This is a genomic window from Pseudaminobacter sp. Soil_N_29, from assembly GCF_057656055.1.
Genome location: NZ_JBDGLC010000001.1, coordinates 1153325 through 1175060, shown reverse-complemented (window position 1 = coordinate 1175060; position 21736 = coordinate 1153325). Strand labels below are relative to the sequence as shown.

General features: G+C 68.3%; 15 protein-coding genes. 11 read left to right on the top strand and 4 right to left on the bottom strand.

Annotation, left to right across the window (positions count from 1 at the left end; all coding sequences use genetic code 11):
- Positions 1–14: 14 nt before the first annotated feature.
- Positions 15–896 (bottom strand): substrate-binding domain-containing protein, encoded by an 882-nt coding sequence (locus tag AC3A4H_RS05595; RefSeq protein WP_487765783.1) that lies wholly within the window; start codon positions 894–896, stop codon positions 15–17.
- Between the two features lie 87 nt (positions 897–983).
- On the opposite strand from AC3A4H_RS05595, the gene AC3A4H_RS05590 reads away from it, so the two are divergent.
- From AC3A4H_RS05590 to AC3A4H_RS05570, 5 genes are read left to right on the top strand one after another with little or no spacing between them, the layout of a single operon-like run.
- Positions 984–1679 carry an ABC transporter permease gene (locus AC3A4H_RS05590; protein ID WP_487765782.1) on the top strand — a complete coding sequence of 232 codons (696 nt, stop codon included), beginning with the start codon at positions 984–986 and terminating at the stop codon, positions 1677–1679.
- Positions 1679–2401, top strand: a complete 723-nt coding sequence (locus AC3A4H_RS05585; protein WP_487765781.1) for an energy-coupling factor ABC transporter ATP-binding protein — start codon at positions 1679–1681, stop codon at positions 2399–2401. Before AC3A4H_RS05590 ends, AC3A4H_RS05585 begins: the two co-directional genes overlap by 1 nt.
- A gap of 33 nt (positions 2402–2434) precedes the next feature.
- On the top strand, positions 2435–3268 hold the full coding sequence (locus AC3A4H_RS05580) for an ABC transporter substrate-binding protein (RefSeq protein WP_487765780.1): 834 nt from the start codon (positions 2435–2437) through the stop codon (positions 3266–3268).
- A 50-nt stretch (positions 3269–3318) separates the two neighbouring features.
- Positions 3319–4455, top strand: coding sequence for a molybdopterin-binding protein (locus tag AC3A4H_RS05575; RefSeq protein WP_487765779.1), 1137 nt, complete (start codon positions 3319–3321; stop codon positions 4453–4455).
- On the top strand, positions 4452–6395 hold the full coding sequence (locus AC3A4H_RS05570) for a molybdopterin biosynthesis protein (RefSeq protein ID WP_487765778.1): 1944 nt from the start codon (positions 4452–4454) through the stop codon (positions 6393–6395). Before AC3A4H_RS05575 ends, AC3A4H_RS05570 begins: the two co-directional genes overlap by 4 nt.
- A 42-nt stretch (positions 6396–6437) precedes the next feature.
- Here the strand turns inward: AC3A4H_RS05570 and AC3A4H_RS05565 are convergent, their stop codons facing one another.
- On the bottom strand, positions 6438–6887 hold the full coding sequence (locus AC3A4H_RS05565; RefSeq protein ID WP_487765777.1) for a universal stress protein: 450 nt from the start codon (positions 6885–6887) through the stop codon (positions 6438–6440).
- 129 nt (positions 6888–7016) lie between these two features.
- Positions 7017–7754 carry an SIS domain-containing protein gene (locus AC3A4H_RS05560; protein WP_487765776.1) on the bottom strand — a complete coding sequence of 246 codons (738 nt, stop codon included), beginning with the start codon at positions 7752–7754 and terminating at the stop codon, positions 7017–7019.
- 275 nt (positions 7755–8029) lie between these two features.
- Between AC3A4H_RS05560 and AC3A4H_RS05555 the strand changes: the two genes are divergently transcribed.
- From AC3A4H_RS05555 to hemN, 6 genes are all read left to right on the top strand, one after another.
- Positions 8030–9154 carry a metallophosphoesterase family protein gene (locus tag AC3A4H_RS05555; RefSeq protein WP_487765775.1) on the top strand — a complete coding sequence of 375 codons (1125 nt, stop codon included), beginning with the start codon at positions 8030–8032 and terminating at the stop codon, positions 9152–9154.
- Positions 9141–11768 carry an AAA family ATPase gene (locus AC3A4H_RS05550; RefSeq protein ID WP_487765774.1) on the top strand — a complete coding sequence of 876 codons (2628 nt, stop codon included), beginning with the start codon at positions 9141–9143 and terminating at the stop codon, positions 11766–11768. The genes AC3A4H_RS05555 and AC3A4H_RS05550 overlap by 14 nt, the downstream gene beginning before the upstream one ends.
- A 357-nt stretch (positions 11769–12125) precedes the next feature.
- On the top strand, positions 12126–12446 hold the full coding sequence (gene sugE, locus AC3A4H_RS05545; RefSeq protein WP_487765773.1) for a quaternary ammonium compound efflux SMR transporter SugE: 321 nt from the start codon (positions 12126–12128) through the stop codon (positions 12444–12446).
- 232 nt (positions 12447–12678) lie between these two features.
- A complete protein-coding gene (locus AC3A4H_RS05540) occupies positions 12679–14607 on the top strand; it encodes an autotransporter assembly complex protein TamA (RefSeq protein ID WP_487765772.1) in 1929 nt (642 codons plus the stop codon).
- On the top strand, positions 14604–19214 hold the full coding sequence (locus AC3A4H_RS05535) for a translocation/assembly module TamB domain-containing protein (protein WP_487765771.1): 4611 nt from the start codon (positions 14604–14606) through the stop codon (positions 19212–19214). The genes AC3A4H_RS05540 and AC3A4H_RS05535 overlap by 4 nt, the downstream gene beginning before the upstream one ends.
- 136 nt (positions 19215–19350) lie before the next feature.
- Positions 19351–20700, top strand: a complete 1350-nt coding sequence (hemN, locus tag AC3A4H_RS05530) for an oxygen-independent coproporphyrinogen III oxidase (protein ID WP_487765770.1) — start codon at positions 19351–19353, stop codon at positions 20698–20700.
- Positions 20701–20942: 242 nt separating this feature from the next.
- Here hemN and phnF read toward each other — a convergent pair whose 3' ends face one another.
- Positions 20943–21689: a phosphonate metabolism transcriptional regulator PhnF gene (phnF, locus tag AC3A4H_RS05525; RefSeq protein WP_487765769.1), complete on the bottom strand. Its 747-nt coding sequence runs from the start codon at positions 21687–21689 to the stop codon at positions 20943–20945.
- Positions 21690–21736 lie beyond the last annotated feature (47 nt).

Here is a 21736-nt window from a genome sequence, read left to right as displayed (position 1 = left end):
ACTCGCGGCGGCGTTCAGCTGGAAAAGCGGATCTGGCCCGCGGGCGAGACGTCGTAGCCGGTCAGCTCGGCGGCGCGGCGGGCAGGGCCATCGCTGGCGAGAAAGGCGGTGAGGGCCTGGAACGGCGGCTGGAAATAGCTGCGCTGGCGCATCAGCAGGTCGAAATTCTCCCAGGCGAGCGGCACGAAGTCGAGACCCGCGCCGCGAGCCGCGGCACGGGTGGCCACGCCGCAATCGGCTGCGCCGGTGCGGATGGCAACGGCCAGGTCCGGCCCGGTCAGGCAGGGCCGCTCCAGCCGGTTCAGTTCCGCCGGGCTGGCGCCAAGCCTTGCCAGTTGTGCTTCCAGAAACATATGCGCGCCGGCACCCTTCTGCCGCAGCGCCATTTTTGCGCCGGAGCCAAGAACATCTTCCAGCGACTGCAAGCCCTTCGGGTTGCCCGGCGGCAGCAGCAGGCCCTGCTCGCGCCGCGCAAAACCCACCAGCACGGCGTCGTGCAGGCGCGGCATGGCGCGAACGGCCGCGATATTGGGGTCGTCGCTTTCGTCGCCGTCATGGAAGTGGACCGCGGCGGCCATGGCCTCGCCGCGCAGCAGGCGCTCGACGCCGCTTCCCGTGCCTTCGGCCAGCGTCGCCAGTCCCGAGCCGGACTGGCGCAGGCACCATTCCAGCAGATCGTCCTGGCTGCCTCCGACGATGGGCGGTGGCTCGGCGACCGTCATGCCTGCCGGGCGCATCAGTCCTGACAGCACCCAGCGGTCCAGCTCGTGACGCGGGAACAGCCATTTGCCGGTGACCTTGCTGCAGGGAATGGCGCCCTCGGCGACCAGCTCATAGAGCTTGCGTTCGCCGATGCGCAGATAGTCTGCCGCTTCGCCCGTGGTCAGGAACTCCATCCTGCATTTCTATGCATATTCCTGCGTTAGATCAATAATTTGACAGTTGCGGAATTGTTGCTGTCAGAATGGGAGAAGGAGGCGGCTATGCCGGATGGTCTGGGTGCCTGGCAGCTCATCGTCAGCGGTGATGCGACGCTGTTCGCAATCGTCCGCCTGTCGCTCGCCGTCAGCCTCTCGGCCGTAGCCATCGCCGCACTCGTCGGCCTCCCGCTCGGGGCTGTGCTGGCGCTGACGCGCTTTCCGGGGCGCACCGCCCTCATCGTTCTTCTCAACGGCTTCATGGGCCTGCCGCCGGTGGTGGTGGGGCTTGCCGTCTACCTGCTCCTGTCGCGTTCGGGGCCGCTCGGCGTCTATGGCATCCTGTTCACGCCGCTCGCCATGGTCGTGGCCCAGGCGCTGCTGGTGCTGCCCATCATCGCTGCGCTGGCGCGCCAGACCATCGAGGACCTGTGGCGCGAATATCGCGACGAGCTCACCGCCATGGATGTCGGCCCCGCCGGCCGCGTCGCAACGCTGTTGTGGGATAGCCGCTTCAGCCTGCTCACGGCGCTTCTGGCCGGCTTCGGCCGCGCGGCGGCGGAGGTCGGCACGGTGATGATCGTGGGCGGCAACATCGACGGCTTCACCCGCACCATGACCACGGCGATCGCATTGGAGACCTCCAAGGGCAACCTGCCGCTCGCCATGGGGCTGGGCTTCATTCTCATCGGCCTCATCCTGGCTATCAACGCCGCCGCCTGGGGTGTGCGCGTGTGGTCCGAACAGCGGGCGGGCGGGTGATGCGGGCCTCCCTCAGCGACCTGCCACTGACCCTCGACAACGTGTCGCTGCGCGTAGGCGAAACCACGATCCTCGACCGCATCAGCCTCTCGATCGGCCCCGGCTCGCCGACGCTGGTCATCGGCCCCAACGGGGCGGGCAAGAGTTCGCTGCTGCGCGTCTGCATGGGCCTTGTCCCGCCCAGCGAAGGCGCCGTCACCTGGGGCGGGCGCAGCGAGGCGCCCCCCCTGCGCCGCGCCTTCCTGTTCCAGCGGCCGGTCATGCTGCGCCGGTCGGTGGCCGGCAATGTCGCCTATGCGCTGGCGCGGGCCGGCTGCCCGCGCGCCATGCGCAGCCGGCGGGTGGATGAACTGCTCGACTGTGTCGGTCTCCTCGGCCATGCGGACCGCGCGGCGCGCTCGTTGTCGGGCGGCGAGCAGCAGAAGCTGGCGCTAGCCCGCGCGCTGGCGCGCGATCCCGAACTGCTGTTCCTCGACGAGCCGACCGCCAATCTAGACCCCGCCGCCACGCGCGGCGTGGAAGAGATCGTGCTGGCCGCCGCCGCCTCGGGCATCAAGATCGTCATGGCCTCGCACGATCTCGGCCAGGTGCGCCGTCTGGCCGGCGAGGTGCTTTTTCTTGTGCGTGGCCGCCTGTGCGAGCAGGGCGCGGCCGCGGAATTCCTCGACAATCCGTCGACGCCGGAGGCCGCTGCCTTCCTGCGCGGCGACCTCGTTCTGTGACCTTTTCTTCAACCGCTGAAAATGGAGTTTCCGATGCTGCGCCGAGCCTTCCTTTTCTGCCTGCCCGCCCTGTTCCTCCTCGCTGCGGGGTCTGCCGCAACGCTTGCCGAGGAGCGCTCCATCATCGTCGCCTCCACCACGTCCACGCAGGATTCCGGCCTGTTCGGGCACATATTGCCGCTGTTCAAGGAAAAGACCGGCATCGACGTGAAGGTCGTGGCGCAAGGCACCGGCCAGGCGCTGGACACCGCGCGGCGCGGCGATGCCGACGTCGTCTTCGTCCACGCCAAGGCGCAGGAGGAAAAATTCCTGGAGGAGGGTTATGGCGTAAAACGCTTCGACGTCATGTACAACGACTTCGTGCTGGTCGGCCCCAAGAGCGATCCGGCCGGCGTGGCAGGTACCAAGGACATCGTCGCGGCGCTGAAGGCGATCGAGCAGAAGCAGGCGCCCTTCGTCTCGCGCGGCGACAAGTCCGGCACGCACTCGGCCGAGCTAAAGCTCTGGAAGGACGCCGGCATCGACATCGACGCCGCCAGGGGCCCCTGGTACCGCGAGATCGGCCAGGGCATGGGCGCTGCCCTCAACACCGCCGCCGCCATGAACGCCTATGTGCTGTCCGATCGCGGCACGTGGCTTTCCTTCAAGAACCGCGGCGACCTCGAGATCGCGGTGGAAGGCGACAAGCGGCTGTTCAACCAGTATGGCGTCATGCTGGTCAGTCCGGCCAAGCACCCCAATGTGAAGGCCGATCTCGGCCAGGCCTTCGTCGACTGGCTGATCTCGCCGGAAGGGCAGCAGGCAATCGCCGCCTACAGAATAGACGGCCAGCAGCTTTTCTTCCCCAACGCCGCCAGGGGCTCCTGACCGCGCAGAGCGACGTTGCAAAGCGCGCCCATCATGGCTCATCATGGGCCATGATGACCGCCCGTCCGCAAGTCACTGCGCTGACCGGCGTCGAAGCAGCACTTGCGCTGCTGCTCGACGGCCTCGAGCCGGTCGTGCCGGTGGAAGTGCCGTTGGCCGAGGCGCTGGGCCGCATTGCGGCCGGGATGCCGCCGCTCAAGCAGGGCGTGCCCGAAACCGACGAAGCGGCAGCCGACGGCTGGGCCTTTGCAGCAGGCGATCTGGTGGGGGCGTCTTCCTATTCGCCGGTGATGCCGGCAAATGAGCCGCGCTGGGTCGAAGTTGGCCAGCCCATGCCACGGGGTTGTGACTGCGTCATCGAGCCCGGCCTGGTCGAGACCGTGGGGTCGCTGGTTCAGGTGCTTGCCGATGCCGTTCCGGGGCAGGGGGTGCGCCGCGCCGGGCAGGAAATCGCAGCCGGCCAGCCGCTGGTCACGGCCGGCCGTGCGATTTCGCCCTACGATCTCCTGCTTGCACGCCGCGCAGGCATGGAGCGCCTGCCGGTGCGGCGACCGTCGTTCCGCATCATCGATGTTGCCGCCAGCGATGGCGGCACCGCCACCACCGAACTGGTCGCCGAACTTGGGCGTGCGGCGGGCGGCTGGCTGGTCGGCATCGAGGCCGTCGCGCGCGACGCGGTTTCCATCGCTGAGGCGCTCGACGCGGAACCGGCCGACCTTATCTTGCTCATCGGCGGCACGGGGCAGGGGCGACACGACGAAACGGCGATGGCGCTGACCCGGCGCCAGGCCCTGGCCGCCCACGGCATCGCGCTGGAGCCGGGACGCAGCGCCGCCGTCGGCCAGTTTGGGAAAACGCCGGTCGTGGCCCTGCCCGGCGCGCCGGACCAGGCGCTTGCCGTCTGGCTGACGCTCGCGCTGCCGGTGCTCGACCGCCTCTCGGGCCGCGTGCCACGCAGAGGGCTCGCCCTGCCGCTGGCACGAAAAATCGCCTCCATCGTCGGCGTGACGGAGCTTGTGCTGTTGAAGCGCGAGCAGGCGTCGTGGCTGCCGCTCGCTACCGGCGTCCTGCCCCTGCATGCAATCGCGGATGCCGACGCCTGGCTGGCCGTGCCGGCCGAGAGCGAGGGCTTTTCCGCCGGCACTGAAGTCACGGCATTTCCTCTGCGCGATTGGACCGCTTCATGAGCAAGCCCGGCCCGGCTCCCCGCCCCGACATCGAGCAGGAGCAGTTTTTGACCATCCTGTCGCGCGAGGAGGCGTTGGCGCGCTTCGAGGCAGCACTGTTTCCGCGCCCTATCGCAATGGAGCAACGCTCGCTTCCCGATGCGCTGGGGCTCGCGCTGGCTGAAGACGTCGTTGCGCCCATCGACGTGCCGCCCTTCGACCGCGCCAATGTCGACGGCTTTGCCGTGCGCTCGGCCGACCTTGCCGATGCCGGCGAAGCGCGCGCCGTGCGGCTGGCGCTCAACGACGAGCGCATCGCCTGCGGCACCGAGCCCATCCTGCCAGTGCTCGGCGGCACGGCGACGCCGATCTCTACCGGCGGCCCCATTCCGCGGGGCGCCGATGCCGTCATCATGGTCGAGCACACCGAGCCGGCCGGCGAGAGCATTTCGGTGCGACGCGCGGCCAGCCCCGGCCAGTTCATCTCCTATGCCGGCTCCGACATCGCGCGCGGCGAAACCCTGCTGCGCGCCGGCACCATGATCGGCTCGCGCGAGATCGGCATGCTCGCCGCTTGCGGCATCGCTGTCGTGCCGGTGGCGCAAAAACCGAAGGTCGCGGTGCTCTCCACCGGCGACGAACTCGTGCAGCCCGGCATGCCCCTGCCGCCCGCCGGCATCTACGACACCAACGGCGCCATCGTTTCGGCGGCGGTTGCCGAAAACGGCGGCGAGCCGGTATTCCTCGGCGCCTTCCCGGACGACGAGCCGACGCTGGAAGCGGCCATGCGGGAGGCGCTGGCCGGCCACGACATGCTGATCCTGTCCGGCGGCACCTCCAAGGGTGCGGGCGACGTCACCCACCGCATCGTTGCGCGGCTCGGCAAGCCCGGCATCATCGCCCATGGCGTGGCGCTCAAGCCGGGCAAGCCGCTGTGCCTGGCAGTGTGCGATGGCAAGCCGGTGGTCATCCTGCCGGGCTTTCCCACCTCGGCCATGTTCACCTTCCACGACATGATCGTGCCGGTGCTGCGCCGCATGGCCGGCCTGCCGCCGCGCTCGGATGCCCATGTCGCGGCCACCGTGCCGTTGCGGGTCCCTTCCGAGCTCGGCCGCACGGAATTCGTCATGGTTTCGCTTGTCGAAGGGCAGGAGGGGCTGGTCGCCTATCCCACCGGCAAGGGCTCCGGCGCCATCACCTCCTTTGCGCAGGCCGACGGGTTCGTGCGCATCGAGGCGCTGGCCGACCACCTGCCGGCGGGCGCTGCGGTCGAAGTGACGCTGTTCACGCCGCAGTTCCACGTGCCCGATCTCGTCATCATCGGCAGCCATTGCACCGGGCTCGACCGCGTGCTGGCGTCGCTGGCGCGGCAGGGGTTTTTGGTCCGCTCGCTTTCAGTCGGCAGCCTTGGCGGGCTGGCCGCCGCCCGGCGCGGCGAATGCGACCTCGCGCCCATCCATCTTTTTGATGAAAAGACGCATAGCTACAACGAGCCCTTCCTCTCGCCCGGCCTCGAACTGGTGCCGGGCTGGCGGCGCATGCAGGGCATTGTCCATCGCAGGCACGACATGCGCTTCGAGGGCCTTTCGGCCGAGGGAGCGGTGAGGGCAGCCCTTGCCGACCCAGCCTGCCTGATGGTCAACCGCAACCAGGGCGCGGGCACGCGCATCCTCATCGACGCGCTGCTCGCCGGCGCGCGGCCCGACGGCTATTGGAACCAGCCGAAGTCGCACAATGCGGTGGCGGCCGCAGTGCTGCAGGGCAGGGCGGATTGGGGCGTCACCATCGCGCCGGTAGCGGAAGCCGCCGGGCTCGGCTTCATTCCGCTGACGGAAGAGCACTACGATTTCGCGCTGGTGTCAGTGCGGCGCGAGCGGCCGGCGGTGCAGGCATTCTTGTCCGCGCTGCATTCGCCCGAGGTCCGGCAGGCGCTGGAGGCGGCGGGTTTCAGGCCGGCCTAGAGCGTCCGGCCTGTGCCGCTGGCGCGCTCGGGTGCGGGGCCCTTACTTGACGACCAGCACCGGCACCTTGCTATGGGTCAGAACTTCCAGCGTCTGGCTGCCCAGGAGCATGCGGCCCAGCCCGCGGCGGCCGTGCGATGCCATGACGATCAGGCTGCAGTCCTTTGCCTCGGCCATGGCGAGTATCGCTTCGGCCGGCGTGCTGTCGTCGGCGTGGATCGTCTCGGCCGGGACGCCCATCCTGTCGGCGGCTTCCTTGGCCGCGCCAAGCACCTTCTCGGCAAATTCCTTGCTGCTTGCGTTGTAGCTCTCGATGTCGGCCGGGCTGCCCGCCCAGGCGAAGCTGCCGGCCATGCCGTAGATCGGGAAGGGTTCGGTCACGGTCATGATAGTGACCTTGCCGCCAAGGCTCTTGGCCAACGACAGGCCGTGGTCGACGCCCTTCTGCGCCAGTTCGGAACCGTCGGTGGCGATGAGTATGTGCTTGTACATTCCCTAGTCCTCTCCTGTTGCAGGAATATCATTTCAGGGCCGGCGCCGCCGTCCTTGACATGGATCAAACACCGATGGCTGCGCGCGCCAAGGACCGGCGTCGGCCATGAGCCAGAGGCCGGCCAACCGTTACAGATGCGGGTTGCGCTTGCGATAGCGCGCCACCAGCGCGTCGTTGACCTCCTTGGCGCCCGGCATGTTGGCGCTGAGGTAGATCGGCGCGTCGGAGCCGGCGGAAGCCAGGCGCGCGGCGACTTCGGCGAACATGGCATTCATCATCGCCGCACCCACCGAGGTCGAGATCGGGCCCACGCGCAGCTCGCTGCCCGGCACGTCGACAATGGCGTCGCCGGCCGGCGCGCCGTTGTCGAGCACGATGTCGGCAATGTCGGCGATGCGCGGGCGCCCTTGCGCTGCCTGGGTGGAATAGGTCTCGGAGGTCACGGCGATCACGGTCGCGCCGCGTTCCTTGCCGATGCGCGCCGCCTCCACGGGTGCTGCGTTGACGCCGCTGTTGGAGATCACGATCAGCACGTCCTTCGCGCCGATCGGATAGCGCGCGAAGATCGGCGCCACCGCGCCGGGAATGCGCTCATAGACCGTGCTGGCCACCGCGCCCTCATGCAGCATCACCGCGCTGGAAAGGATCGGCACCGTCAGCGCCAGCCCACCGGCGCGGTAGTGCGCCTCCAGCGCCAGCATGTGGCTGTGGCCGGTGCCGAAGATATAGACCAGCCCGTCATTGCGGGCGGCGTGCTCGATGGCGTCCGCCCCGGCCGCGATCGCCGCCCCGTTGTCTTCGATGAGGCGGCCGATGCGGGCCGTCAGTTCGGCAAGATAGGCGGCGGCAATCGGCGTGGTGCTCATGGCAGGGTCCGTTTCGGGCACGGGTTGAAACCTGATGACCGGTTCAGGGCTCCGTTCACGCCCTTTCCGGCAAATATTGATACAAAAGTAATACCACCATGATACCAATCCAAAGCGCCGCCGCAACGGGCCGCGCCCGTCTAACCTTTGGCCCAGCCCGGCGAATTGACATTCCCGCATCCAGACCCAATCTCGGGTACCCGCCGATTCGACCGATGGGCGGACAAGCAAGCACCGCCGCCGCGCCGGTTCGGCGGGCAAGAACAAGGGTCGGCATGGCGTTCCGGTTTCTTCACACGGCAGACTGGCAGATCGGCAAGCCCTTCGGCAACGTTCCGGGCGATGCGGGTGCGGAACTGCGCGCCCAGCGCATCGCCACCATCGGCGAGATCGCCCGGCTTGCCGCCGCGCGCAATGTCGATGCCGTGCTGGTGGCGGGTGACGCCTTCGACAGCAACGAGGTGCAGGACCGCACCATCCTGCGTACGCTGGATGCGCTGAAACCCTTTTCCGGCCGGTGGATTTTTCTGCCCGGCAATCATGACGCGGCGCTCGCACACAGCGTCTGGAGCCGCCTGCGCCAGATGGGGCCGGAAGAAAACATCGTCATCGCCGACCGGCCGCAGCCTATCGAAGGCTGGGATGGGCGTGCCGCCATCCTGCCCGCGCCGCTGACGCGCCGGCGCGAATCGCTCGACCAGACCGAATGGTTCGGCGCCGCCGCCACGCCGGAAGGCGCGATCCGCGTCGGCCTTGCCCATGGCAGCGTGGCCAACCGCCTGCCGGGTGCGGCCGAGGCCAGCAACGAAATCCCGGAGGACCGGGCGCTTACCGCCGGCGTGTCCTACCTTGCGCTAGGCGACTGGCACGGCTCGCTGCAGATCGCGCAGCGCACCTGGTATTCCGGCACGCCGGAAACCGACCGTCACCGCGCCAATCGCTCCGGTTTCGTGCACATCGTCGAGCTCGACGGGCCGGAGGCGCCCGAGCGCGTGGAGGCCGTGCCGACAAGTCATTTCCAGTGGCATCAGGTCGAGGCCGAAATGCTCGACGGCACCTGCAATGCCGGCCTCGATGCGCTGGCGGAGCTCGAGGCAGATGCCGCCCGCCGCGTCGTTTCGCTGACGCTGAAGGGGGGCATCGGCCTTGCCGAGCGCTACCAGCTCGAGATCGAGCTGGAGAAGTGGCGCAACCGATTCCACCATCTCGACATCGACGATCTCGGCCTGTTCGAGGAGCCGACCGACGACGACCTCGACGCGCTGGATTCGTCCGGCTTCGTGCGGCTGGCGGTCGAGCGACTGAAAGCCCAGGCGGCCAATGATGCCGACCCGCAGGCGGCCGCCGCGCGTGTGGCGCTGCGCATGATGTATGTCGATCACATGAATGGCGGGCGCTGAGATGAAGCTGCGCCGCATCGAGGTCAGGGATTTTCGCAAGCTCGGCCATGTCGTCATCGACGAGCTCGGCGATGGGCTCAACGTCATCGTCGGCGACAACGAAGCCGGCAAATCAACGCTCCTTGCCGCATTGCGCGCCGCCTTGTTCGAGCGCCACCGCGTCGGCGGCGCGGCGGCCGCCGCCATGCAGCCCTACAACCAGTCGGTGCGGCCGGAAGTTTTGGTCGAATTCGAGCGCGGCGGCGCGATCTGGACCCTGCGCAAGGCGTTCTGCCAGCGCCAGGAGGCGGAGCTCGCCGGCAATGGCGAGCGCTACACCGGCGATGCGGTTGAGGAAAAACTTGCCGAGATGTTCGGCTTCACGCCCGCAAGCTCGGGCGGCACCAAGCCGCAGGAGCATCACGGCGTGTTCGGCCTGCTTTGGGTCGAGCAGGGCATGTCGCACCGGCAGCTGGGCATCGGCGCCGGCCGCAACCATCTGGCGTCGGCGCTGGAGCGCGAGATCGGCCAGGTCACCGGCGGCGAGCGCGGCCGCGCGCTGCTGGCCGCAGCAGAGGCACGCCGGGACCAGTTCTGGGACAAGCGCGGCAACGCCCGCGGCGAGTTCAAGGCGCTTGCCGTCCAGCTGGACACCGACCGCCAGCAACTGGCCGATCTGAAGAGGCGGATGGCCGAGCATGACGAGCGGGTTTCCAAGCTCGCCGGCATTCACAACATCCTCGCCCGCTACCGCCGCGACGACACGCTGGAGGCAAGCCGCAAGCGCGCCGCCGTCGCCCGGCAGGCCGCCGCCGCGGTTGCCGGCCTCGAGGAAGCACTGCGTGCCGCCGAAGGCGCGGTGGAGCGCGCTAGGCTGAAGCTCGACGCGGCCGCCGCCCGCAATGCGGCGCGGCGCAAGCTTGTGGCCGATCTCGCTGCCGATCAGAGCGCTTCGGATGCCGCTCGCGCCGCCCGCGACGAGGCATTGGCCGCGCTTGCCCGGCTGGATGCCGTCGCCGCCGAGGCTGCTACCCGCCTGGAGGCAGCGAGGTCAGCCGAGCGGCAGGCCACGGCGCGCCTGCGGGGCATGGAGCAGGCGCTCGCCCGCCGGCAGGCGGCACAGGCGGTGGAACGCCTGACAGGCCAGTTGAAGCTTGCCGAGCAGGCCGACGACGCCCGCCGCAAGGCGCTGGTGCTCGCGCAAGCCGCTACGCTGACGGCCGAGGACATCGCGGGGCTGGAGAAGCTGGAACGCGCCGTCGAGCAGGCGCGCATGCGGCTGGAGGCGGCCAGCGTGCGCATCACGCTGCATCCCACGGGCGCGCAGGCCGCGCATCTCGACGGCAAGCCCGTCGAGGCCGGGACAGAACTTTCGCTGTCGCGCGACACAAGACTTTTCCTCGAAGGCTATGGCGAGATCGGCATCCACCCCGGCGGCGGCACGGAAGAGCTGGCGCAGGCTGCGGAGCAGGCCAGGCAAACACTCGACAAGGCGCTGCGCCGGCTGGAGCTGGCCGATGTCGCGGCCGCGCGCGCGGCGCTGCGCCAGCAGGAGGCCGCACGCGCCGAGGTGAAGGCGCATGGCGCGACGCTTGCAGCACTTGCGCCGAGCGGCATCGAGGCGCTGCGGCAGGAAATGGCCCGCAACGCTCTGCTGGCCGAGGGCGGTGAGGCGGAAGCTTGCGAACCGGCCGACATCGAAGCCGCGCGGCGCGAATGCGGCGAGGCAGGCGCTGCGCTGCGCGGGGTCGAGGCCGAGGCGAAGGAACGCGGCGCCGCCGTCGAGACAGCACGGCGCGATCTGGCCGTGCTGGAAGAACGCGTCTCGGTCGCCGAGGCGCGGTGTGCCAAGCGCCAGGAAGAGTTGACAGCCGCGCGCGCGGAAGCAGACGACCGAGCCGTGGATGAGGACTGCGTGCGCGAGGAACAGGCCTTCCGGCATGCCGAACAGGCTCGTACTGCGGCCCGATCCGCGCTCGCCGGTGCCGATCCGGAAGCCAAGCAACTCGCCCTGAAGCAGGCCGAGCAGTCGGAACGCGAGATCCAGGCCGACATCAACCGGCTCGACAATGAAAGGCGCGAGATCGAGGCCGCATTGCGCGCGCTCGGCAGGGACGGCCTGGGCGAGCAGCTTGCGCAGCTCGAAGGCCAGATCGCTCACAGCGAGGCACGGCTGAAGGCCATGACGCTGGAAGCGGACGCCGCAAAACTGCTTCATGCCACGCTGGCCGACGCCCAGCGCGAGACCAAGGACCGCTGGCTGGCGCCGGTGCGCGAGCGTTCCGCGCCCTATCTGCGGCTGATCCAGGCCGACAGCGACATCGTGCTGCACGACGAGACCTTCGAGATCGAGCAGCTGGTGCGCAACGGCGTGGCCGAGCCTTTCGGCGGTCTGAGCGTCGGTGCGCGCGAGCAGATCGCGGTCATCACCCGCATCGCGCTGGCCGATATTTTGCGCGAGGCGGGGCAGGAGGCCTGCATCGTGCTCGACGATGCGCTGGTCAACACCGACGAAGAGCGGCTGGAGCGCATGCATCTGGTGCTGGGTAAGGCGGCGCAGAACCAGCAGGTTCTGGTGCTTACCTGCCGCGAACGCGATTTTCTCCAGCTCGGCGCGCCGATCCGGCGGATGTAGTGCCCGCCGGCTGAAGCTGCGCGCCTCCGGCTCTGGCCATTGCCACCGGAATTGCCTATATGGGGCCCGCGCGGGACGGCCCGCGATTCAAGACCAACGGGGACGGCCCCATTGTTTCGGAGCACCGAAGTGATGGAAACCACCGCCCGCCACTTTCCCGATCACCGTTTCGAAAATCCGCTACGCTCTGCTCCGGCGCAGACCGTTTGCGCGCGCCGCCCGGCAGGCGACCTGGCCTGCACCGGGCCGAAATTGCGCGCCCGGCACCCTGCGGCGCGATCTGTGCTGCGCTCATTGCGGATTTTCATATCGGCGCTGCCTCCCAGGCGCCCTGCCAGCATAAAGGACCGCAAGTAAATGGCATGGATCTATCTTTTCTTCGCCGGCATCTTCGAAGTCGTCTGGGCCACGACGATGAAGCAGTCGGATGGCTTCACCAGGCTCACGCCCTCCCTTGTCACCGGTGTCACAATGCTCATCAGCCTGGGGCTGCTGGCGCTGGCCCTCAGGAGCCTGCCGCTCGGCACCGCCTACGCCATCTGGACCGGCATCGGCGCCATCGGCGCATTCATCGTCGGCATCGTGGCCTTTGGCGAGGCCGCCACCCTGTTCCGCCTCGTCAGTGTGTCGCTCATCGTCGCGGGGCTGATCGGTTTGAAGCTCAGCTCTGGGCATTGACGGGAAGCCGGGGCGCCCGGGGCGCATTTGCAAAGCTGCAACCATTGGCGTCTACTTTCGGCAACATGCCGACCGAAAATTGCATGCCGCCCTCTGCCTCAAGTCGTGCCAAGGCTTTTTTTCGATTCCGCGATCACCTAGCATCCGCCTCCTCTCTTGAAGGGGCGGAGAGCTTTTCGAGGCGTGCTGGTTTTGGTGCGTTTGGTCTTTTCGACCGCGTCTAGGAGCTTGAGTGAGAGTTTTTACTGCCAGGACTTCGCGGGGGCTCTGCCTGCTTGCCGGAATAAGTCTGTCTGCCGCGCCGGTCGCGCCGGCGGCGGCGTTCGAGCTGTTCGGCATCCACATCTTCGGAGCCAAGAAGACCGACTCGGCGGAGGAGGTCATCGGCGAGCCGCAGAACTACACGGTCGACTTCTCCGTCCCCGGCGGCAATGAGGACGTGGAATCGAAGCTCAAGGGCGCTTCCACCCTTTGGAAGGATCATGAAAAGCCCGCATCGGGTGCCGCCGGCCTGCTTGCCAAGGCGCGCGGCGACTATCGCCGCCTGCTCGCCGCGCTCTACAGCGAAGGCCGCTATGGCGGCAGCATCAGCATTCTCGTCGGCGGCCGCGAGGCGGCCGACCTGCCGCCCGACACCGAACTGCCCGATCCGGTTGCGGTTCGCGTCGTTGTCAATCCGGGGCCCGTCTTCCTGTTCGGCGAAACCAGCATCGTCAACCGCGCCCCGCCGCCGGTGAGGCCTGACGACGAGGTCGAGCAGCCCGAGCACGCCGGCTTCGCGCCGGGCGAGGTGGCCCGCTCGGGCGTCATCCTTTCCGCCGAACGGCTGGCGGTCGAGGCTTGGCGCCAGCAGGGCTATGCCAAGGCAAGCGTGGCCGACCGCCGCGTCGAGGCAGCCCACGACCGCGACGTTCTCGACGCCACGCTCACCATCGAGCCCGGCCGCATGGCCTATTATGCGCCGGTCGAGGTCGAGGGCACCGAGCGCATCGACCCGAAATTCCTCGCCTGGATGACGGGGCTGGAGCCCGGCCAGGAATACGACCCCGACGATCTCGCCCGCGCCAGCAAGCGGCTGTCGCGGCTGGACGTGTTCCGCGCCATGCGCTTCCAGGAAGGCGACGCCATCGGCGCGGACGGCCAGTTGCCCATCAGCCTTGTCGTGCAGGAGCGCCTGCCGCGCCGCTTCGGTTTCGGCGGCAGCTATTCCACGCTCGACGGGGCAGGGGTGGAGGCCTACTGGCTCCACCGCAACCTGTTCGGCCATGCCGAGCGGCTGCGCCTGGACGCCAAGGTGCTGGGCCTGGTCAATTCCTTCAACCCGAAGGAACTGACCTATCGACTCGGCGCCACCTTCACCAGGCCGGGCGTCTATACGCCCGATACCGACTACTACGCCTCCGCGGTGGGCGAGCGCGAGGTGCTCGACGCCTATACCCGCACCGGCGGCGGCGCCGAGACAGGTCTTGCCCACATCTTCAGCGACCAGCTGTCCGCCCGCATGGCGCTCAATGCGGGTGCAGCCCGCTTCGAGGACGACGTTTTCGGCCGCCGCAACTTCGTCAATCTCGGCTTGGTCGGCGGCGGCATCTATGACAGCCGAGACGACAAGGCCGACGCCACGGAGGGCTACTATGCCGAAGTGACGCTCGAGCCGTTCTACGAGTTCAACTACGGCAATCCGGCGATGCGGGCGGTCGCCGAGGGCCGCGCCTATTTCGGCTTCGGCGACGAAAGCCGCATCGTCGCGGCCGGACGCCTCAAGCTCGGTGCCATTGCCGGCCCTTCGGTGGCCGAGATCGCGCCCGACAAGCTGTTCTTCGCCGGCGGCGGCGGCTCGGTGCGCGGCTATGCCTATCGCAATATCGGCGTGCCGGTGGGCGACGGCCGCATCATCGGCGGACGCTCCCTGATCGAGGGTTCGGCCGAGCTGCGCGCCCGCGTCACCGACACCATCGGCTTGGTCGGCTTCGCCGATGCCGGCTATGTCGGCGGCGATTCCATCCCGAACTTCAACGACGATCTGCGCGTCGGCGTTGGCGGCGGTGTGCGCTACATCACCGGGCTTGGGCCGATCAGGCTCGACGCAGCCGTGCCGCTCAATCGCGGCCCGGGCGATCCCACCATCGGCTTCTATGTCGGAATAGGACAAGCGTTTTGACCCGGATCTTTCTGGCCATCGCCCTTTTCGTCTGCGCGCTGCCTGCCCTGGTGCTGTCCGCATTCGCGCAGGAATCGGCCGACGCCGAGCGCTCCTATTTCGTCGGCTTCGTCGAGAACCAGCTTTCGACGCCGGATCGCCAGATCCATATCGACAACATCCAGGGCGCGCTGTCGTCCGACGCCACCATCGGCGAGATCACCATCGCCGACCGCGAGGGCGTGTGGCTGCGCATCACCAATGCGCGCATCGTCTGGACCCGCTCGGCGCTGCTGCTCGGCCGGCTATCGGTGGACAGGCTGGCCGCCGACCGCATCGACGTCATTCGCAAGCCCTTGCCGGCGGAAGGCGCGCCGGCGCCGGAAGCCGGCGGCTTCCAGTTGCCCGAGTTGCCGCTTTCCATCTCGCTCGGCGCGCTGGAGGTGCCGCATGTCACCTTCGGCGAAAGCGTCTTCGGCCTTGCCGCCGATGTGGCCATCACCGGCAACCTGCAGCTTGCCGACGGCTCGCTCGACACCACGCTCAACGTCAACCGCCTCGACGGGCCGGGCGGCCAGCTTGCGCTCCGCGCGGCTTACGCCAATTCCACGCAGGTGCTCGACCTCGACCTGAAGCTCGACGAGCCGGCCAACGGCGTCGTCGCCAATCTTCTCAATGTCGAGGGGCGCCCGCCCATGGCGCTGGCGCTCGGCGGCAAGGGACCGATCTCGGAGCTCGACCTCAACCTGACGCTCGATGCCGCCGGCCTGCGCGCGCTGACTGGCACCGCCGAAGTTCGTCATCGGGCCGACGGCTACGGGTTCAGCGCCGACCTCTACGGCCCTATCGCCAAGCTGGTGTCGCCGCGCTTCCGCGACTTCTTCGGTGCCGAGACGACGCTCCAGACCGCCGGCCTGGTGCGCGACGGCGGCGGCGTGCTCTTGGAAAAGCTCGACCTGCAAAGCGCGGCGCTTGACCTCAAGGCTGCAGCCGAGACGGCCCCCGACGGCTTCCTCCAGCGCCTGACGCTGAGCGCCGACATCGCCGACCCCGCCGGCAAGCCTGTGCTTCTGCCAGTACCGGGGCAAAACACCGTGCAGCGCGCCAGCCTCGCGCTGGCCTTCGGCGACAAGCCAGGCGACGAGTGGTCGGGCTCGCTGAAAATCGACGACCTCGCCACTGAGACTTTTTCGTCCAAGTCGGCCGAGATGCTGCTCTCGGGCCTGGCGCAGAATATTTCCAACCCGGCGTCGCGCCATCTCACCTTCGTCGCCACCGGCGGCGTGTCCGGCATCGTCGCCACCCGCGCCGATGTCACCGAAGCGCTGGGCGACCGTATCGCGCTCGACGTCGGCGGCGAATGGACCGCTGGCGCGCCGGTGAAGCTCGCCAAGGCCGAAATCGCGGCCAACGGCTTTGCGCTCTCGCTTGCCGGCGACATTTCCGAATTCGTCTTCAAGGGCGACGTCGGCCTCAAGGCCAGGTCGCTGGCTCCGTTCTCCAGCCTGGCTGGCCGGCAGCTTTCGGGCGGCGCCGATCTCGTCGCGAAGGGCGAGCTGAAGCCGCTCACCGGCGCCTTCGACCTCGCGCTCGACGGCACGGCCGAGGGGCTGGGCATCGGAACGCCGGCCGCCGACAATCTGCTGCATGGCCAAACCCGCATCACCGGCGGCGTCGCGCGCGGCGAGACCGGCCTGGTGGCGCGGCAGCTGCGCATCTTCAACGACCAGGTCGAGGCCAGGGCCGATGGCCGCTTCGCCACCGGTGCGGCCGATTTCGGCTTCGACCTCTCGGTGGCCGATCTGGCGCTGGTGTCCGACAAGGCTGCCGGCCGCCTCACCGCCAAGGGCCGCGCTTCCGGCACGGAAGGGCTGATCGGGCTTACCTTCGGCGCCGAGGTTCCGACCGGCACGCTCGTCGGCAAGACGCTGAAAGATGCCGTGCTCGGCTTCGAGGGCACGCTGCAGAAGGGCGATCTCAACGGCAATGTCACCGGCAACGCCTTCCTCGACGGCGTAAGGGTCGATGTCGCCTCGGCCATTGCCGCGAATGACAACGAAAAGCGCGTCGGCGACCTGACATTCACTGCCGGCGGCGCGCGCATCACCGGCGAGGTGGCGCAGAACAGGGACGGACTGCTTGACGGCAAGCTCTCGCTGGCCGCGCCCGATGTTTCCACCGCCGCTGCATTGCTGCTGAAGCAGGCCGCCGGCGCGGTCAATGCCGATATTGCGCTGACCCATCAGGACGGCAGGCAGAACGCTACCGTCCGCGCCGACATCAATAAGCTGGTGGTCGACACCGTCCGCGTCGGCAAGGCCGATCTCAACGCGACGGTGGCCGACCTGTTCGGCGTGCCGATCGCCGACGGCACGCTGAACGCCAGCAAGCTTGTCGCCGGCGGCGTCGACGTCGCCACGCTGCAGGCCAATGCGCGGCAGGAAGGCCGGACGACGAATTTCCAGACCAATGCGAGGCTGGAGAATGGCGCCGTCGCCGCCGCCGCCGGCGCGTTGTCGCCGATCGAGGGCGGCTACCAGCTCGCCCTGCAGCAGGCGCAACTGACCCAGGGCAATCTCTCGGCGAAGCTCGCCGAGCCGGCGGCCCTGCAGATGCGCGGCGAAAAGATCTCCATCGACGATCTCGTGCTCGACGTCGGCGGCGGGCGCGTCAGCGCGCGCGGAGAGATCGACGAAAAGCTGGATCTCGCCGTCAGCGTCGCGAAACTGCCGCTGGCCATCGCCAACGCCGTCCGCCCCGACCTTGCGCTGGCCGGCACGGTCGACGGCACCGCCAAAATCGGCGGCACCCGGGCCAATCCGGACGTACGCTTCTCGCTGAAGGGCAATTCGATTGCCGCCGCCGCCCTGCGCGAGGCGGGCCTTGCCTCGATCAACCTAGAGGCCGAGGGCAACTCCACCGCAAGCCGGCTGAACGTCAAGGCGGCGGTGACCAGCCCTGATGGCCTGCGCGCCACGGCACACGGCGCGGTGCCGCTCGACAAGGGCGCGCTGGCGCTCGACATCGGGCTCGAATCCTTCCCGCTTGCGCTGCTCAATGCCGTGGCGCCCCAGCAGCGCCTCGGCGGCAACATCTCCGGCACCGCCAAGGTTTCCGGCCAGCTCGCCAACCCGGCGGCGACGTTCAACCTGCGCGGCGCGGGCATCCGCGCGGCCGCTTTGGAAGAAGCCGGCGCGGCCCCCCTCGAAATCGCCGCTTCCGGCCATTTCGCCGACAAGGTGCTGACGCTGTCGTCGGCCACCGCCAGCGGTCCGCAGGGCCTGTCGCTCACCGCCAGCGGCCGCGTGCCGGTCTCCGGCGAGGGCGTCGACCTCACGGTGCATGGGGAGGCGCCGTTGGCGCTGGCCAACCGCTTCCTGGCCGAGCGCGGCGCGCAGGCGGGCGGCACGCTTTCGGCCAATGCCACCATTTCCGGCAGCCTGAAGAAGCCCTCCATCCGCGGCATGTTCTCCACGCAAGGGGCCGAATTCGTCGATCCAGACAGCAATGTGCGCCTGCGCTCCATCGCGGTCATGGGCACCATCGACGGCGACCAGGTCACGATCCGCAACGCCTCGGCCAATCTCGCCGCCGGCGGCTCGGTCAGCGCCACCGGCACCATCTCGCTCGACGCGGCGGCAAGCTTCCCGGCCGACATCCGCGTCACGCTCAACGATGCCCGCTATTCCGACGGCACGCTCGTCGTGGCCACCGTGGGCGGCAGCCTCGCCATCACCGGCCCGCTTGCGCGCGATCCGGTGCTTTCGGGCAATATCAATGTCAGCCGCGCCGAGATCACCGTGCCGGAAAGCTTTGCCGGTGGTGCGGCTGCGCTCGACGTCAAGCACCTCAAGGCCCCGCTGGCCGTGGCCGAGACGCTGAAGCGCGCGCGCGCCAATGACGGAACGCCCACTCCGACCGGCCGGCCGAGCGTCATGCGGCTCGACGTCAGCGTCAATGCGCCGGCCCGCGTCTTCGTGCGCGGGCGCGGGCTCGATGCCGAGCTCGGCGGGCAGGTCAAGCTCACCGGCCCGGTGTCCGACATCCAGCCGGTGGGCGGCTTCCAGCTCATCCGCGGCCGGCTCAGCATCCTCAGCCAGCGCATCACCTTCGACGAAGGCACCGTCACGCTGGTGGGCGACCTCAATCCCTTCCTCAACTTCGTGGCGCGCTCGGAGGGCACCGACATCACCGTGTTCATCACGGTTTCGGGGCGCGCCTCCGACATCGGGGTAACGTTCTCCTCGCAGCCCGAGCTTCCGCAGGACGAAGTGCTCGCCCGCCTGATCTTCAACCGCGGCATCGACGAGCTATCGGCCTTCCAGATCGCGCAGCTCGCCGCCGCGGCCGCCGAGCTGGCCGGCGGCTCCAACAACTCGCTGCTGGGCAGCCTGCGCAACGCCACCGGCCTCGACGATCTCGACGTGGTCACCGACAGCAAGGGCAATGCCGCCGTGCGCGCCGGCCGCTATATCCAGGACAACATCTATCTGGGCGTGGAGGCGGGCGCCCAGGGCTCCACGCGCGGCACCATCAATCTCGACATTACCCAGGACCTCAAGGCAAAGGGCGCGGTGGGGTCCGATGGGGATTCCAGCCTCGGCGTGTTCTACGAAAAGGACTATTGAGCCCGCTTTCCTAGCGGGCTCGCCGCCACGCCGGGGCAGGGCGCGGCGCGAAAGACCTCTCCGGCGGCCTTGATCGAGATCAACGACGCCGCGCGGGCCGCCTTTATGTCTGGCTTAGTCTCACGGAGCCCGACGAATGCAGCAAGATCTCATCCGCAAGCATGCAGCGCCCGTTCCGCGCTACACCAGTTACCCGACCGCGCCGCATTTCCACGAGGGCGTCTCCTCCGCGACTTACCGGGATTGGCTCGGTGCGATCGAGCCGGGCACCGCGCTCTCGCTCTATGTCCACATTCCCTACTGCGACCGCCTGTGCTGGTTCTGCGCCTGCAACACCAGGCAGACGCGCCGCTACGAGCCGGTCGCCAAATATCTGCAATATCTCTACCGCGAGATCGTCACGGTGGCCGAACTCGTGGCGGGCAAGGCGGAGGTGGGCGCGCTGCATTTCGGCGGCGGCTCGCCCACCATGCTCACCCCGGACGACATGCGCGTGCTGAACGCTATCCTGCGCACGGGCTTCTCCTTCCGCGAAAATGCCGAGATCAGCGTCGAGATCGACCCCAACGACATGGACGAGGCGCGCTTCGATGCGCTGGCCGAGATCGGCATGACGCGCGTCAGCCTCGGCGTGCAGGATTTCGACCCGAAAGTGCAGACCGCGATCAATCGCGAGCAGAGTTTTGCGCAGACCAAGGCAGTGGTGGATGCCGCCCGCGCGCGCGGCGCGCAGTCGGTCAATCTCGACCTGCTCTACGGCCTGCCGCACCAGACGGCAGACAGCGTCGCGGCGACGGTGGAACAGGCGCTTTCGCTCGAGCCCGACCGCATCGCGCTGTTCGGCTATGCCCATGTGCCGTGGATGCGCAAGCACCAGACCATGATCGACGAGGCAGCGCTGCCGGACGTGATGGAGCGTTTCGAACAGTCCAGTCGCGCGGCCGATATCATTTCGGGCCACGGCTATCAGACGATCGGCATCGACCACTTCGCCAAGCCGGCGGACTCCATGGCGGTTGCCCATCGCGAAGGCCGGCTGCGCCGTAATTTCCAGGGCTACACGGTCGACGATCTCGACACGCTGGTCGGCTTCGGCGCCTCTTCTATCGGCAAGCTGCCTCAGGGCTATGTCCAGAACAGCACCGCCACCGGCGAATATGAGCGGCTGGTGTCCGAAAGCGGGCTTGCCGTCACAAAGGGGTTTGCGCTGTCGGAGGAAGACCGCATGCGCGCCTGGGTGATCGAGCGGCTGATGTGCGACTTCTTCTTCTCGCGGTCCGAGTTCGCCCGCAGCTTCGGCGCCGGTGGAGCGCCGGTGATCGATCTGGCCGACCGGTTGGTGGCGGAGGACGAGGACGGCCTGATCGTGCGCGAAGGCGACCGCTTTGTCGTCACCGACCGCGGCCGCCCGGTGGTACGCGCGGTGGTCTCGGCCTTCGACGCCTATCTGGGCAACAACGGCGCGCGGCATTCGATAGCGGTGTGAGAGAGGCCTGATCCTCTCCTGTCTGCATTTGAAATGACCCCCACCCCTAGCCCCTCCCCACAAGGGGGAGGGGGAACTCTGCTGTGTAGCTGCCTAACACCACCCTTGGCCGGCTTTGGCGGTCGGGGCGGCAAAATCGTCCCCCTCCCCCTTGTGGGGAGGGGCTAGGGGTGGGGGTACAGGCCGGTAAGATCAGCGAGCCTCAGTAGACGACAGCACTACCGAAGGTAGGTAAGCTGGCGCTACGTCTCTATCGTCAGCTCCACCAGATCGGCGGCAAAGCGCGTTTCGGCGAACTGGATCGGCCTGCCGTCAAGATCGTCGTTGATGGCCACGGTCACCAGCACGATGGCGCCGGGCGACAGTTTCAGGTTGTCGAGGTCGTCGGCATCCGCATGCCGTGACGATATCAGCGTGGTGCGGCGCACATAGTCGTCCACGCCGAAGCGCGCGAAGCTAGCCGTCACCGACTCCGTCTCGGCAAAGACATCCGCGAACCCGGCAAAACGCGTGGCGTCAAACCAGTTCGTTGCACGCGAGATGCGCCGGTTGTCTGCCTCCGTCACGGTCTCCAGCCGCAGCACCGGCGCGCCGGCTTCGAGGCCCAGCGCCTCCCCCACGCGTTCCGTTGCCGGCTCCACCCAATGGCCGAGCAAGATCGCCTTGCGCGCCCGCGTCTGGTCCTGCAAGCCGGTCGAAAACCGGGTGCGGGTGCTGATCGGATAGGCCAGCCGCTTGCGACGTTCGATGAAGGTGCCGCGCCCCTGCTCGGCGCGCAGCACGCCTTCCTGCACAAGGGCCGAGATTGCCGCCCGCACCGTGTGGCGGTTCACGCCGAATAGCTGCGACAGCGTGATCTCCGGCGGCAGCTTGCCGCCTTCGCCGAGCGTCCCGTTGCTGATGCCCAGCCGGATGCGGTCGGCCACCTGCCGCCACAGCGCCACGCCGCTTCGGCGTTCCATGCCGCTTTCGCCAGCCTTCGAATTCATTTTTCCGCTCCGTCATTCAGCCGTCATGGACAGCCGCTAGAAAGAAA